At 36.2% G+C, this 13,351-nt stretch carries 16 protein-coding genes and 1 tRNA gene; 4 read left to right on the top strand and 13 right to left on the bottom strand.

The window, feature by feature from the left end; all coding sequences use genetic code 11:
• Positions 1–43 precede the first annotated feature (43 nt).
• The 11 genes from PTQ27_RS01245 to PTQ27_RS01195 form a co-directional block, all read right to left on the bottom strand.
• Positions 44–424: a DnaJ-like cysteine-rich domain-containing protein gene (locus PTQ27_RS01245; RefSeq protein ID WP_273748422.1), complete on the bottom strand. Its 381-nt coding sequence runs from the start codon at positions 422–424 to the stop codon at positions 44–46.
• A 3-nt stretch (positions 425–427) separates the two neighbouring features.
• Positions 428–628 carry a helix-turn-helix transcriptional regulator gene (locus tag PTQ27_RS01240; protein ID WP_273748423.1) on the bottom strand — a complete coding sequence of 67 codons (201 nt, stop codon included), beginning with the start codon at positions 626–628 and terminating at the stop codon, positions 428–430.
• A 134-nt stretch (positions 629–762) separates the two neighbouring features.
• Positions 763–1,647, bottom strand: a complete 885-nt coding sequence (locus PTQ27_RS01235; RefSeq protein WP_273748424.1) for a hypothetical protein — start codon at positions 1,645–1,647, stop codon at positions 763–765.
• Between the two features lie 115 nt (positions 1,648–1,762).
• Positions 1,763–1,957, bottom strand: coding sequence for a hypothetical protein (locus PTQ27_RS01230; RefSeq protein ID WP_273748425.1), 195 nt, complete (start codon positions 1,955–1,957; stop codon positions 1,763–1,765).
• Positions 1,954–2,901, bottom strand: a complete 948-nt coding sequence (locus tag PTQ27_RS01225) for a P2 family phage major capsid protein (RefSeq protein WP_273748426.1) — start codon at positions 2,899–2,901, stop codon at positions 1,954–1,956. Before PTQ27_RS01225 ends, PTQ27_RS01230 begins: the two co-directional genes overlap by 4 nt.
• A 10-nt stretch (positions 2,902–2,911) precedes the next feature.
• Positions 2,912–3,571 (bottom strand): hypothetical protein, encoded by a 660-nt coding sequence (locus tag PTQ27_RS01220; RefSeq protein ID WP_273748427.1) that lies wholly within the window; start codon positions 3,569–3,571, stop codon positions 2,912–2,914.
• Between the two features lie 9 nt (positions 3,572–3,580).
• Positions 3,581–3,787: a helix-turn-helix transcriptional regulator gene (locus tag PTQ27_RS01215; RefSeq protein WP_273748428.1), complete on the bottom strand. Its 207-nt coding sequence runs from the start codon at positions 3,785–3,787 to the stop codon at positions 3,581–3,583.
• Between the two features lie 817 nt (positions 3,788–4,604).
• Complete coding sequence (locus PTQ27_RS01210; protein ID WP_273748429.1) at positions 4,605–5,819, bottom strand: tyrosine-type recombinase/integrase; 1,215 nt, start codon at positions 5,817–5,819, stop codon at positions 4,605–4,607.
• Positions 5,820–6,009: 190 nt separating this feature from the next.
• Positions 6,010–6,085: transfer RNA gene (locus PTQ27_RS01205), tRNA-Ile, on the bottom strand.
• An 86-nt stretch (positions 6,086–6,171) separates the two neighbouring features.
• Positions 6,172–6,909: a peptidoglycan editing factor PgeF gene (pgeF, locus tag PTQ27_RS01200; RefSeq protein WP_273748430.1), complete on the bottom strand. Its 738-nt coding sequence runs from the start codon at positions 6,907–6,909 to the stop codon at positions 6,172–6,174.
• 31 nt (positions 6,910–6,940) lie between these two features.
• On the bottom strand, positions 6,941–7,330 hold the full coding sequence (locus PTQ27_RS01195; RefSeq protein ID WP_273748431.1) for a RidA family protein: 390 nt from the start codon (positions 7,328–7,330) through the stop codon (positions 6,941–6,943).
• Between the two features lie 81 nt (positions 7,331–7,411).
• Here PTQ27_RS01195 and yejK point away from each other — a divergent pair, with 81 nt between their 5' ends.
• The 3 genes from yejK to gdhA all read left to right on the top strand — a co-directional run bounded on the left by yejK (position 7,412) and on the right by gdhA (position 10,368).
• Positions 7,412–8,413, top strand: a complete 1,002-nt coding sequence (gene yejK / locus PTQ27_RS01190; RefSeq protein ID WP_273748432.1) for a nucleoid-associated protein YejK — start codon at positions 7,412–7,414, stop codon at positions 8,411–8,413.
• 69 nt (positions 8,414–8,482) lie between these two features.
• Positions 8,483–8,833, top strand: coding sequence for an outer membrane protein assembly factor BamE (bamE, locus tag PTQ27_RS01185; protein ID WP_273748433.1), 351 nt, complete (start codon positions 8,483–8,485; stop codon positions 8,831–8,833).
• A 194-nt stretch (positions 8,834–9,027) separates the two neighbouring features.
• Positions 9,028–10,368, top strand: coding sequence for an NADP-specific glutamate dehydrogenase (gdhA, locus tag PTQ27_RS01180; protein ID WP_273748434.1), 1,341 nt, complete (start codon positions 9,028–9,030; stop codon positions 10,366–10,368).
• Positions 10,369–10,428: 60 nt separating this feature from the next.
• Here gdhA and PTQ27_RS01175 read toward each other — a convergent pair whose 3' ends face one another.
• Together PTQ27_RS01175 and PTQ27_RS01170 are read right to left on the bottom strand one after the other, a co-directional pair.
• Positions 10,429–10,983, bottom strand: a complete 555-nt coding sequence (locus tag PTQ27_RS01175; RefSeq protein ID WP_273748435.1) for a methylated-DNA--[protein]-cysteine S-methyltransferase — start codon at positions 10,981–10,983, stop codon at positions 10,429–10,431.
• A gap of 65 nt (positions 10,984–11,048) precedes the next feature.
• On the bottom strand, positions 11,049–12,530 hold the full coding sequence (locus PTQ27_RS01170) for an outer membrane protein transport protein (RefSeq protein WP_273748436.1): 1,482 nt from the start codon (positions 12,528–12,530) through the stop codon (positions 11,049–11,051).
• 359 nt (positions 12,531–12,889) lie between these two features.
• Between PTQ27_RS01170 and iscR the strand changes: the two genes are divergently transcribed.
• Positions 12,890–13,342, top strand: a complete 453-nt coding sequence (gene iscR, locus PTQ27_RS01165; protein ID WP_273748437.1) for a Fe-S cluster assembly transcriptional regulator IscR — start codon at positions 12,890–12,892, stop codon at positions 13,340–13,342.
• Positions 13,343–13,351: the final 9 nt, after the last annotated feature.

The following is a 13,351-nucleotide window of genomic DNA, read 5'->3' as shown; positions in this document are numbered from 1 at the left end:
TAGCTTGCTTTTCAGCGTGGAAAGCAAGCTTTTTTATACCTGTTCAATGTGTTTTAGAAAGGCTTGCTCGTAGTGCTACCCGTTCCGCTGGGGTTACTTTTTCGGGTGGTAATGCTTTCGGACCTGGTGCAAATAAATCTTGCTGTGAGCCTCTTAACTCTCTCAAGCGTTGAGCATTGTCTTTCCCTTGAATTTTGCCCTCTTTGATTAGCTCGTTTTCGGGTTTATCCCACTTGCTTGCATCTTCACAATCGATATAAACCGCTCGCTTAATATTGATGAGTTGCCCCACAAACTGGGCTTTAAGTTGCCCGCAATTTGGGCAATTTACTTGAGCTTGTACGCTTAATAACGTGGGGCGTTCGCTTTTTCTAATACGAGCAGAGCCACCACAAAAAGGGCATTTTATTTCTAATCCTGCCATAAATTAGTTTTTCTCCTGTGATTGCGGTTTGTCTAGAAAAGCCTTGATTTCGCTAAACTTCCAGCGGCTAGCATTGCCAATTTTGGTCGGTTTAGGGAAAATCCCTTGCTTAATTTGCCTATAAATTGTGGAACGGTTGAGCTTCAGCATTTCGCATACATCTCGGGCGGTTAAATAGGAATAGTCAGAAAAGTTAGATTGCATAAATCCCCCTTGTGATTGTTATTGCATAATCTTTGAATTGTCGTCTTTTAGTTGCATTGTCGGGGGAAAGTTTGAGGGATTTTATTTTGGAGGGTTTGGAAATTTCCAAAGTAGATTTGGAAATTTCCAATATTTTAGGCTTTTGAATACCAATTACTAAGAGTTACATAGGATGGGAATTTGAAATTTTTATCGGTTTCTATATTGGGGTTTTCTCGTCTAAATCTTTCAATTTTCTTTCCTAATTCTCCTGTATTAAGGGCATTTTTCGCTTCTTGCGGCGTGTCTATGCCATAATCCATATAAAGTAAGGCTCTAATAAAGTTGATTTGGTTTTCTTGTATGGTTTTAGAAAATTGCTTAAATTTATGTTCTGTTTTTTCTTGTTCTTCTTTGTAAGTATCAGATAAAACTTTTAGATATTTTTCAATCTCTCCACTAAAGAATAGTGATAAATCTTTTTCTAAAATGTAAAGATTATCTATTGAAACATTTAATTCTTCAGACGAGTCAAATTCAAACGGAGTTATTAATATTAATAAGCATTCATTTTTTGAATAATCCAATGGTGGCTTGAAATACTCTTTAAAATAATTTAAATCTAATCCTCGGTTTAGTATTCTTTCGATTTCTATATTTCCTTTTCTTTTAAAGTTTGCAGCTATAGCTATAAATCCATCAATTTGATCGCTATTATCTAATAGAATATTGTCAGCATTTTCTTCTATATTGTATTTAATCGTGCAGTATTCATCTTCTGTATCAATAATTTTATATCCCTCATCTTCATCATTAAATGGAAAGAAATGGGGGCAAGCATACTTTAATTTTACATTCCCTATAGTGCAAACATTTTTAATAGAACTATAATTTACGGTTGTATAAATTATAATTTTGCCTATTTGCCAATAATGTAATAAATCTTCTATTCCTAATTCCACCCCAGTTAGTTGCTTAATTCTTTTGGTTGCTTGTTCTAGCGTGTACCACTTTCTAGGTGGTAATTTATATTCATTCATTTTTTACTCTCTTTGATTTGGTTATTGTTTTTTATCAATGATAGCAATAATTTCAACGGGTGCAAGCGGTCGTTTTTAGTCGATAAAATGCAAAAAAGCCCTTTCGGGCTTTGGGTTAGTCATCTAAAAAATCTATAAATGCTCCTCGGCATTCGGGGCTTTCTTGCGGTTGGGGTTCGCCCTGTGCTGTAAAAATGCGATAGGCTTCTAACTCGTCAATTTCACTATCATTCAATAGATTTAGAATGAAATTGAGCTTATCGGCAAAGGGCATTTTCTCGGCTTGCTGAATATAATTCTCTAGGCTCATTCTTCGATTATTTCGATATTTTCAATCAAGCAACAAGCATTAAAATCTTCTACAATGTAGTCAATATTCAGAGAATAGAACGTCTGTACGCTGTCTTTTCGTGGTTCGTCAATCACTCTTCGGCGAATATTGTTTAAATGAACATATAGCGAAAGATTATCAAGCCTTGTAATTAAGATTGCATTGCTTGGAAAGTAAGGAATACTCACCGCTTTTAGTCCGCCTTTGGTCTTTTGGCATAGGGTAAGTAAATCGGCTAGGTTTTCGCTTAAATCAGTATGCTCAAACTGTATGATTTCTTCGCCAATAATATTACGTCCACAAATTGCGATCATATCTCCGCCTGTTGAATAAGCTGGGCTGATTTTGCTTAATCCTTGCTTAATTAGGGAGTTGATGTTCTTGAATGTTTGCCCTTCGCCTACGCTTGCCCCGTTGATTACCGCTTGCGGTTTCCCTTCTCGGATTTTCTGTAACCAGCCTTTTTTCACGTCTTGAGCCAGTGGGTTTAACTGTGGGTTTGAAGTGCTTGTACGGCTCACGCCTTGCCAGCCTAGCATTAAAAGCCCTCTTAATAGGTTATCATCGAGTAAGTGATTTAAACGTTCTTCCAGGCTGTTTTCAAGGTTGTAAGCGTCCATTTTTTCATAGCGAATATAGCTATCAATATTGACTTGCTCACAATCGTATTTTTGAGCTGGTGCAAGGGCGTGTTTAGGGCTACGTTCAGCTACATCTGTGTTTGTTGTGCCAGCAATCGGGGTAAATAATCCGATTGCTTCGCCTTGTGGATAGCGTGTTTGCACAAGGTTCAGCAATTTAAAAAGGCGGTTTTGTTTTAAGCGGTTAAGTAGTTTTGTTTGTTCTGCTGGGTTGTCATCAAATAAAACGATATTCCCTTGTGTATCTAATTTTAAAGCATTTGCAAAAGTAACTAAGCTCATTGTTTTTTCCTTACATTTCGTTAATTAAAGCAGATAAGCCTTTTGGCTTTTCCATTCGGTCTTCTTTTTGTTTGGCTAGGGGCGATTTGGGTGTAAAGCCCGTAAGCGTTGAAGAATAAAGTTTATATTCTTCTGAAATGTTGCCCTCTTTAGGCATTGCAGATTTAAATTTCTCTACTAAATGATGAAGAATTAAATCGCTTTGCGTGGCATTGCCTGTATATTGGGTTGGGTTTATCGTTCCGCTATGTTCTAAACAAGCCCATATTTCTGCTAATTTAGCTTGGTTTTCTTCCATAATTTCAGAAAATAGCTGTTCGGCTTGTTCAATAAAAATATGGCTTCTTATTCTTTTTGCTTCAGCTTGGATAGAAAACATTTCTTCTTTCTCATCATAAAGTTTATTTTCTAAGTCCACTAAAATAGCTTGGTAATATTCAATGCGTGCATCTAAACCGCTATTTTTATTTTTCAGCTCTACATATTCATCGGCGGAAAGTGTACCGACTTCGGCAAGTTTTTCTTTTTGGCGTGCGACAAATTCCGCTTTTTCATTTTTTAATGCTTCAAGAATATTCTTCGCTTTGTCTAACTCGGTTTGAATAGCTAAAACGGCTTTTTCTTGTTCGTGGAATTTGGCTTTTTGTTCATTAAATTTTTCAAGTTGCATAATTTGCCCTTACTGGTTGCGGTGTTGTTCAATTTTGCTGTTCATCCATTGCTGGATTTCACTTTCTAGCCATACTTTGCTATTTGCCCCAATACTGATACTTTCGGGAAAATCGCCTACTTTCATTTTGCGGTATATCTGCGTTTCTGAAAGAGTAGTTACGGCTGATACTTCATCAATTTTCATAAATCGCTGTTTCTGTGCGGTGTTCTCCATTTGTTTTTTTCTCCGTAAAAATTGCTCTGGCGTGCCTGTGCCTGCCAACGACTGACAGAATAAATGATTACCGTTTTTTTGCTATTTGTTCGGGGTGTGAAAGTGTGTTTAACATTTTGGGGCTTGTTTTATGTGAAATTGAGCATCTTCAAGCGGTCGTTTTTTACTGATTTTTGGCAAAATTTCAGTAGTTCTTACATTGCTCATTCATTGAATTTTGAGAAAAGGCGGTTTTGCGTGCGTAAAATTGCGTTTTTGTGCGTAAATTTGCGTAATAAAAATGGATATTTTGAGCTACTTTCACGCTATATAGGCTAAGGCTAGGGGGATTTTTGCATTTGCGTTCAATTCGCCATTTTTAGTTTGTGCGGGTGTGGTGGGGGATACGGCTCGCATTGAGGGCATAGCAGCCAGCAAGCGATTAATTAAAAATTTTGGTTTTAGTAAAATAAAACGAGTATAAGAAAAGCGGTCATTGACCGCTTATTGAAATTTGCTTTTGAAAAGGCTGAATAACAAATTAATAGGATAAGTTAATAAACTCAATACAATAAAAAGTATAGGAAGGATGCACAAAGCTGATATTAATAGAAATATAGTACCAGCAATTAATGCTCCGAAAAATGAGACAGTAAGGCTACTATCTCCCTTTAAAAAATAAGTAAAAAAGCCGAAAAACGAACAAATACCATAGAAAATATAAAACGGTAAATAATATCGTGATAGATAATCCATTTTAAAGCCTCCCAATATTTATTGAGTTTCATAATATGAACAACGCTTTATAAATTCAAGGAATTCTTTTACTTTTAGCCTTTTAACCTCTATTACATTGCTCTACAAAATCAGCCCATTCTTGCATAATCTCCCGTCTTCGGTCTAACCATCTTTTGCGGTGGTATGCACTCATTACGGTGTCTTTGTTTGTATGCGATAAACAAGCCTCTACAACCAGGGGCTCGGTTGTAAAGCGTTCGTGTAAATAAGTGCTGGCAACACTTCTTAAACCGTGAGCAACTAAAATGCCTTTGTATTTACCACTGTTTAAACGTTTGATTGCATTATTCACACTTTGGCTATTTGTCGGTTTATTTCTATTGGTTCTACTTGGGAAAATATGCTTACAATGCCCGCTATATTTTTTCATTTCCTCTAAAATTGCTAAGGCTTGTTTCGTTAAGGGAACAGAATGCGGATTTTTACCGCCTTTCATTCGTTCAGCCGGAATAGTCAGCGTTTTAGTTTCCCAATCAATATCGCTCCATTCTACAGCAGCAGCTTCAAACGGCCTAAGGATATTAAGAAGTTGCCATTCAACTAATAATTTTATTTGTGGTGTTCTGTTCGATTTCTGCAAGTCTTGCAAAAATTCAGCTAAATCTTCAGGCATTATAGCGGGTTGATGCGTTGTACTTACTGTTTTAAATGCTTTTTTTATTACGCTAATAGGATTAAAAGCAATTCGTCCGCATAAAACTGCATAATCTAAAATTTCTATTAAATTCCCTGCAATTCTATGTAATGTGTCAGGCATTATTCGCTCTAAATCAGTTAAGCGGTTAATCGTATCTGTTAAGGTAAAATCTTCTAGCGTATATCCATCAAAACGGGGGAATAAATGGTTCTCTAATCTCTGCAAGCATTTTTCCATTGTTTTAGGCTTGCATTTACCTTTTGATAGTTTCCAATCAGCCCATTTATGAGCAAAAGATTTTATAGTTTCCTGCTTTTGTTCCAGTTCCTTTTGTTGCTGGGCTAGATAATCAAAAGGGTCTAAGCCTTGCCTTACAATAGCGTTTAACTCGTCCCTTTTTTTCCTTGCATCAGCTAAGCTCATTTGCGGATAGCTTCCGATTCTATTTTTTGTGCTTCGCTTGCCTGTTTTCGGGTTGATATAGCTATAAATCCATACTTTTGCCTTTTTCTGTGCAAGGATAAATAGCCCGTTACTATCTGCGATAGGTTTTGAATTTGGGGAATATTTGAGGTTTTTAATAAAAATATCAGAAATAGTTTTTTTAGTTACAGTCATTTCGTCTAAGCCTTGTAATATATGGGTTTATAAGACTTTATGATCCCTATTTTTCCCCATTTTCAAAATAGGGATCATAAACGCTAAGATGCAATGCAACTAAAAGAGACAATAAGGGACTATAAAAGAACATAAGTTCTTGTTTTTATAGTAAATTTGAGACAATGTAAGACAATATGCAATTCTTAAATGGTCCCCCCTGCCGGACTTGAACCAGCGACCAAGCGATTATGAGTCGCCTGCTCTAACCACTGAGCTAAGGGGGGATAGAGATGAGTGGTTGCGATTATAGAGAAAAACCGAGTATTCGTCTAGTCAATTGCGATTACTCGGCTAATTATTAGTCGTAATATTATTCAGACCGCCAAATCAATGTTGCCATTCGTCCTGTTTGCTTATCTCTACGATAAGAGAAAAAACGTTCTTTTTCAGTATAAGTGCAATATTCTCCGCCTGAGATATTAACAATACCTAGCTTATTTAAGCGTTGTTTTGCAATTTGGTAAAGATTGCCTAAAAATTTACCGCTTGCAGAGCTGTCTTTAACAAAGGCATCTTTAGCTTGAGCATCAAAAGCACAGAATTGCTCAATCACTTCACTCCCTACCTGAAAAGCAGTTGGACCAATAGCAGGTCCTAGCCAAGCGGAAATTTGTGAAGGTTCGCATTCAAATTCCGCAACAGTTGCCTCTAACACACCATCGCATAGCCCACGCCAACCTGCGTGAGCAGCCGCGATTTCTTTACCATCTTGGCTGACGAATAATACCGGTAAACAGTCTGCTGTCATTACCAAGCAAACTTGATTAGGTTGATTGGTATAAACGGCATCTGCTTCAGGTACTACACCTTCATACGGAAGACGAATAACTTTTGTACTGTGAGTCTGTGTTAAAAATAGCGGTGCTTGTGGCAGATGAAAATTTTCCACTAATAATTCACGGTTTGTTGCTACAAATTCAGGGTTGTCATTTACGTGATCACCTAAATTAAAGCTATCAAAAGGAGGTTGGCTAACGCCCCCTGTTCTTACGGTCGTAAAAGCGTGAATATGTGGCGGTATATTCCAGTTTGGGCTGATTTTTTCCATTTGCAAAATATTTCCAAAAAATAACCGCTTGTTATTTACGTACTGCAATGGCTTCAATTTCTAAGCCAACATCTTTTGGTAAACGAGCGACTTCTACACAAGAACGAGCAGGGAATGAAGGGTGATTGTGTTCACGGAAGAAAGCTTCATATTCGGCATTCACAGTGGCAAAATCATTAAGGTCTTTAACAAAAACTGTTGTTTTGACAATATCGCCCACTGTTAAGCCTGCTTGCTCAAGAATAGCTTTTACATTATTCAGTGATTGCCGAGTTTGTTTCACAATATCTGTTGGTATTTCACCTGTTTGTGGATTTACCGGAATTTGCCCCGAGGTAAGCACCATATTACCTAAATCAACAGCTTGTACATATGGGCCGATTGCTGCTGGGGCATTTTCTGTATGAATAACTTTTGTCATCTTCTGTTCCTTTTCAATGAAAAATAAGTGAATTAATGATAATATCTTTTCTTATTATTTGGAATAAAGAGAATAGAATAAATGAGTATAAATGTTTCCGAAATCGTCTTACACCAATTACATAAAACAGAAGGTGAGAGCCCAGAATTAAACACTATTTTGCGTGAAAACTTATTGGATATTTCTGCAGAAGTGGATCAAATGATGTTGCAGTTACATCAAGCTTATCAAACAAAGGCAAAGGCTTATGGTATTTTTAAAGCTGAATCTGTTTTTGCCCAGCAACTGAATCGATTATTAGAAGAAGAGACTGATTTTCTGCCTTTTAGCCATAGCTGTGCCAAAATGTTGGCTTCTGAATTAATTAAATATCCGTTTGCTGAAGGTGGAACATTTATTCTTTGTCGTTATACTTTTTTAGCAACCGACTATTTGTTTATTGCTTTAATTGACAGTCGTAATTCAATGTTGGTAGATGACCAGCTAGAAGTAAAACGCACACAATATTTGGAAATTTCTCAATATGATATTGCGTGCCGTATCAATTTAACGGAGTTACAAATCAATTCGCAGTCAAACCGTTATTTAACCTTTGTGAAAGGCAGAGTAGGGCGAAGAATTGCTGATTTCTTTATGGATTTTTTAAGTGCGGAAGAAGGCTTTAATCCACAAGTACAAAACCAAACTTTATTGCAAGCAGTAAGTGATTATTGCGAACAAGGCGAATTATCGGCCCCACAAACCAGAGAAGTGAAAAAACAGGTTTTTGACTATTGTAAAGGTCAGATGAGTCAAGGAGAGGAGATTGCATTAAATGAAGTCTCGCAAGTAATGCCAATACTAAATGAAATGGAATTTGCTCAATTTACTCAAAATGAAGACTATGGATTAGAAGAGAATATTCCTCCGATGCGTAGCACCTTAAAAGCCCTAACAAAATATTCGGGTTCGGGCAAAGGGGTTACAATTAGTTTTAATGCGGAATTACTAGGCGAACGTTTAATTTGGGATGAACTAAATGATAGTTTAACAATCAAAGGATTACCGGCAAATTTACGTGATCAGCTTGAGCGTAATAAATAATGGAAAATTTTTATTAGTTTAGGTATTATTCTTACCATTACATTTTGTATCGTTAAAAGGTCAATATATATGAAAATGAAATCTCTTTTCGCAGCGATATTAGTCGCAATGAGTGTAACATCTTGCTCAACAGTTAAAAAAGTGGTTTATCGAATTGATGTGCCGCAAGGAAATTATTTAGAGCAAGAAAACATTGATCTATTACGTGTGGGAATGACACCAGAACAAGTCGAATATGTACTCGGCACCCCGATGCTAAAAAATATTTTTGAAACGCACCGTTGGGATTATGTGTTCATTAAACGTGAAGGGTATAATGAGCCAGAACAACGTAATGTATTTGTTTATTTTGATGCAAATGGTTTAGTTAGCAAAATTGATGATAGTAATGCAAACAATGAAATAAATCTTGAAAATTAATCATTAATTAACCTAGAAACCCACCTTTTAAAGTAAGGTGGGTTTCTTTTTTTTGTGTAAAAAATCGACATTTAAACTAAATTTTTCTTATTTTAATGATAAATTTTTCTAATATGCCTTTTCAATTTTATTAATGCTTGCTAGACTTATCTCAACTTAAATACACAACATCAAAATAAAATCAGGAGTCAGTAATGAGCGATTTAAACGCCCTTTTCCAAAAAATCAAACAACGTGATCCAAACCAAGCACCATTCCATCAAGCAGTTGAAGAAGTATTCGGCAGTCTTGCTCCATTTTTAGCGAAAAACCCAAAATATACGCAACAAGGTTTATTAGAACGTATTGTTGAGCCTGAGCGTGTAATTAGCTTTCGTGTAACGTGGGTAGATGATAAAGGCAACGTACAAGTAAATCGTGGCTACCGTGTTCAAATGAACTCTGCTATCGGCCCATACAAAGGTGGTATTCGTTTCCACCCAACTGTAGATTTAGGTGTATTAAAATTCTTAGCCTTTGAGCAAGTATTTAAAAATGCGTTAACAACATTGCCAATGGGTGGTGGTAAAGGTGGTTCTGATTTTGATCCTAAAGGGAAATCAGATGCGGAAGTAATGCGTTTTTGCCAAGCGTTTATGAGTGAATTATATCGTCATATTGGTGCAGATACCGATGTGCCAGCAGGCGATATTGGTGTTGGCGGCCGTGAAATCGGTTATATGTTTGGTCAATATAAAAAATTAAGTAATGAGTTTACTTCTGTATTAACTGGTAAAAGTTTAACTTGGGGCGGTAGTTTAATTCGCCCGGAAGCAACAGGTTATGGTGCAGTTTATTTTGCAGAATCTATGTTAGCCACTAAAGGCGAGTCTTTAGAAGGAAAACGTGTTGTTGTTTCAGGTTCTGGTAACGTAGCACAATACGCTTCAGAAAAAGTACTTCAAAAAGGTGGTAAAGTATTAACAGTTTCAGATTCTAACGGCTACGTATTATTCTCTGATTCAGGTATGACAGAAGAGCAATTACAAGCATTGTTAGAGCTTAAAAATGTACGTCGTGAGCGTTTATCTGTTTATGCTAAAGAGCAAGGTTTACAGTACTTTGAAGGTCAAAAACCTTGGGGTGTTGCTTGTGATATCGCATTACCTTGTGCAACTCAAAATGAGTTAGATACAGAAGATGCAAAAGAGCTAGTAAAAAATGGCTGTGTATGCGTAGCGGAAGGTGCAAATATGCCAACTACTTTAGGTGGTGTTGAAGTGTTTATCGGTGCAAAAATTCTTTATGCACCGGGCAAAGCTGCAAATGCGGGTGGTGTTGCAACTTCAGGTTTAGAGATGAGCCAAAATGCGATTCGCTTATCTTGGACTCGTGAAGAGGTGGATCAACGTTTATTCAACATTATGAAAGCAATTCACGAAAACTGTGTTGAAAATGGTACCGAAGCAGATGGCTTCGTAAACTATGTAAATGGTGCTAATATTGCAGGCTTCAAAAAAGTGGCAAATGCAATGCTAGAACAAGGTATTGTGTAATTAGCTAAATAAAAACATAAAGAGAAGCCTGAGTGATTTTTATCACTCAGGCTTGTTTTTTTACCATTTCTTTATTTTAGGCTTAACAAATTCAATGCCTTTATCTTGATATTCAATGCCTTCAAGCTGTAATAAATAGCGTTTATTTGGTAATCCACCACCAAAACCAGTTAAGGCTTGATTTTTACCTAATACTCTATGACAAGGCACTAAAATCGAGATCGGATTACGACCAACCGCACCGCCTACTGCTCGCATAGCACTTGGTTTGCCAAGCTGTTTGGCAATCTCGCCATAAGTCGTTGTTTTGCCATAAGGGATTTGACGTAAGATTTTCCAAACAGATTGTTGAAATGCAGTACCTTCTGGTGCTAGAAAATCTAAATGCTCAAAGGCAAGTTTTTCACCTGCAAAATAGCGGTCTAAAATTTCTTTTGTTTTGCAAAAAATTTCAAAAACTTGACCGCTTGTATTTGTTGCTTTTATAAAATTTTCTAATGATGTAGTTTGCTGCTCTTGCCCTAATTCAATATAAATTAAGCCCTTTTGCTTGGCTAATAAAAGTAATTGACCTAATGGGCTTTGGTAAAAATCGTAGTAAATTGGCGATTTCATTTTAAATTCCAATAAAAAAGACGTGTAAGTTAAGTTTACACGTCTTTGTTAGTTAATTCATTAAATTAGAATTTATAATTAACATTTAAACCGTAAAGGTTAGCTCTTGCTCTGCTTTTAAAAGTAGCCAGATTATCTTCATTAAAGGTTAATTTACTTCCACGTAAGTGAGAATAACCAATATCAACAGATAGGTTTGGAGTTGCTCTTACTGTTGCACCTAAAGAGTACCAGGTACGGTCAGTATCTGGAATTGAAATAGATGGATTTCTTACACTTGCACTTTCATCGTAGGCAATACCTGTGCGTAGAGTAAGCATTTCATTTAAATCATAAGATAAACCAAATGCGATACGTTGAGAGTCATTAAAGTTCTCTACTTTATGGAATAATAAGTTATCATTTTGACCGTAAGCATCTAAACTCTTGAAGCTACTCCAATTTGTGCGTTTGTAGCTATATTGAGCAGCTAATTTTTCAGTGAGTTTATGATAGCCTGAAACTTCCCAATAGGCTGGTAAACGCAATGTTAATGAACCATCGATTTCAGCACCGCCTGTTGTAGTGTTTACTACGTTTGGAATAGCAACTGCTACGGTATTTGAGTATTTTCCTTTAAATTTCAGGTTAATAGCAGAATGGTAGCTAATACCTAAGCGATTATTTTCATTGATTTCATAAAGTAAGCCAGCGTTCCAACCAAATCCCCATTTATCGCCTTTTAATTTATGAATTGTCGTATCTGTGTTGATCGAGGCTATGCCATTTACTAATAGTTGTAATTGATTAGATGTTGTAATAGTTTGAGATAAGCCATTAGCTTGTAAAAGTCCATTAACTTGAGTAAGTAATGCTGTTTTTTGTGTCTCAAGTGATGTATTTCCAGCTGCGATAGCTGTTTCTAGGTTTTTGAGATTTTGAATTGCATTATCAATTAAATCTTGATTGTTTGCTAATGCCTGTTTTGCTTCACTAAAGCGAGCCGCAATAGCACCTAAATAACGCTCTAATTCCGCTTTTGCATGAACAGCATTAATACCTGCACCAATACTAAATCCATATCCAAGATTGTAAGCACCGCTTAAATTTACATTTACAGCACTTAAATCAGTACGACCACCGAAGAAACCCGCACTATAGTTTGGGCTAAATTCAGATTTTAAGCCGTAATTTACATTTACACCGCCACCAATCGAAAAACGATCGTTAATTGGTGAAACAACATATAAATTTGGAATAATTGCATTTGGGACAATATTTTTATGTGATGCGTCACTACCAGTTGAATTTAATTTACCTTCAATGTTGATATCTGCATCTACAAAAATACCCCCAACAGACACTTCAGTTTGTTTAAATAAAGTCATTAATGCTGGGTTAGTGGCAACAACAGATGCATTATCTGCAACCGCAGCATTACCCGCATAAGCCATACCTAAGCCTGATGTTGAAACTTCAGCTAATTGGAAAGCTGCAGAATAAGCACCTGCTGAGGTTAATGTAACTAATGATGCAAGTAAGGTTTTTGAAAATTTATTCATATTCATAGGAAATCTCTTAAAATATTTAATTAAGATTGATAGTTGTAATTAGATATAAAAAATAGTTATTAAAAATATAACGGGCTGATTGTACGGAGCGAAATACACTCTATCAATTAAATTTTGTAAAAAAAACATCTGTTCCGATCAGTTAGCGAATAAATTGCGTAAATTCTCAGCGTGTTTTGACTTTTTTTGGCGTTTTTATGAAATTTTTCGTATAATTAGTGCTTATAGTTTTGTCATTTTTAATATATAAAACCTTTCACACTAATTAGTGTAAATGCTTGACTAAATTAGTGGGGTATATCAAAATTTAGCAACTTTTCCAGAACAAATTCTGGATAAAATCAACGGGGATATTTATGAAACTTACCTCAAAAGGTCGTTATGCTGTTACCGCTATTTTAGATATTGCTTTACACGGCAAATTAGAACCTGTGAGTTTGGCCGATATTTCAGATCGTCAAGCTATTTCTCTTTCCTATCTAGAGCAATTATTTGCACAGCTTCGTCGAGATGGTATTGTACAAAGTGTTAGAGGCCCGGGTGGTGGCTATCAATTAGGTAAAAAACCAGAAGATATTAGCGTAGGAATGATTATTTCAGCGGTAAACGAAAACATTGATGTAACCAGATGTAAAGGTAGTGGTAATTGTCGTAAAGATTCTCAATGTTTAACACACTCTTTGTGGGAGCGATTAGAGGATCAAATTGAGAAGTTTTTAGGCACAATTTCAGTTGCAGATTTAGCCGCTGAACATTCTGATCACGATTGTGAAAAAGAACATTGTCACGAACATCCTCATCACCACTAATTGCAAATT

Origin of the sequence: Mannheimia cairinae (genome assembly GCF_028649535.1) — a bacterium.
GTDB classification, from domain to species: domain Bacteria; phylum Pseudomonadota; class Gammaproteobacteria; order Enterobacterales; family Pasteurellaceae; genus Mannheimia; species Mannheimia cairinae.
Note: the sequence above shows the minus strand (reverse complement) of the source record. Positions and strands in the feature narration are given on the sequence as shown.

Bases quoted from the DNA above. Each gene is read 5' to 3' on its own strand.
- PTQ27_RS01245 (WP_273748422.1), bottom strand. From the start codon at position 424: ATGGCAGGATTAGAAATAAAATGCCCTTTTTGTGGTGGCTCTGCTCGT.
- PTQ27_RS01240 (WP_273748423.1), bottom strand. From the start codon at position 628: ATGCAATCTAACTTTTCTGACTATTCCTATTTAACCGCCCGAGATGTA.
- PTQ27_RS01235 (WP_273748424.1), bottom strand. From the start codon at position 1,647: ATGAATGAATATAAATTACCACCTAGAAAGTGGTACACGCTAGAACAA.
- PTQ27_RS01230 (WP_273748425.1), bottom strand. From the start codon at position 1,957: ATGAGCCTAGAGAATTATATTCAGCAAGCCGAGAAAATGCCCTTTGCC.
- PTQ27_RS01225 (WP_273748426.1), bottom strand. From the start codon at position 2,901: ATGAGCTTAGTTACTTTTGCAAATGCTTTAAAATTAGATACACAAGGG.
- PTQ27_RS01220 (WP_273748427.1), bottom strand. From the start codon at position 3,571: ATGCAACTTGAAAAATTTAATGAACAAAAAGCCAAATTCCACGAACAA.
- PTQ27_RS01215 (WP_273748428.1), bottom strand. From the start codon at position 3,787: ATGGAGAACACCGCACAGAAACAGCGATTTATGAAAATTGATGAAGTA.
- PTQ27_RS01210 (WP_273748429.1), bottom strand. From the start codon at position 5,819: ATGACTGTAACTAAAAAAACTATTTCTGATATTTTTATTAAAAACCTC.
- pgeF (WP_273748430.1), bottom strand. From the start codon at position 6,909: ATGGAAAAAATCAGCCCAAACTGGAATATACCGCCACATATTCACGCT.
- PTQ27_RS01195 (WP_273748431.1), bottom strand. From the start codon at position 7,330: ATGACAAAAGTTATTCATACAGAAAATGCCCCAGCAGCAATCGGCCCA.
- yejK (WP_273748432.1), top strand. From the start codon at position 7,412: ATGAGTATAAATGTTTCCGAAATCGTCTTACACCAATTACATAAAACA.
- bamE (WP_273748433.1), top strand. From the start codon at position 8,483: ATGAAAATGAAATCTCTTTTCGCAGCGATATTAGTCGCAATGAGTGTA.
- gdhA (WP_273748434.1), top strand. From the start codon at position 9,028: ATGAGCGATTTAAACGCCCTTTTCCAAAAAATCAAACAACGTGATCCA.
- PTQ27_RS01175 (WP_273748435.1), bottom strand. From the start codon at position 10,983: ATGAAATCGCCAATTTACTACGATTTTTACCAAAGCCCATTAGGTCAA.
- PTQ27_RS01170 (WP_273748436.1), bottom strand. From the start codon at position 12,530: ATGAATATGAATAAATTTTCAAAAACCTTACTTGCATCATTAGTTACA.
- iscR (WP_273748437.1), top strand. From the start codon at position 12,890: ATGAAACTTACCTCAAAAGGTCGTTATGCTGTTACCGCTATTTTAGAT.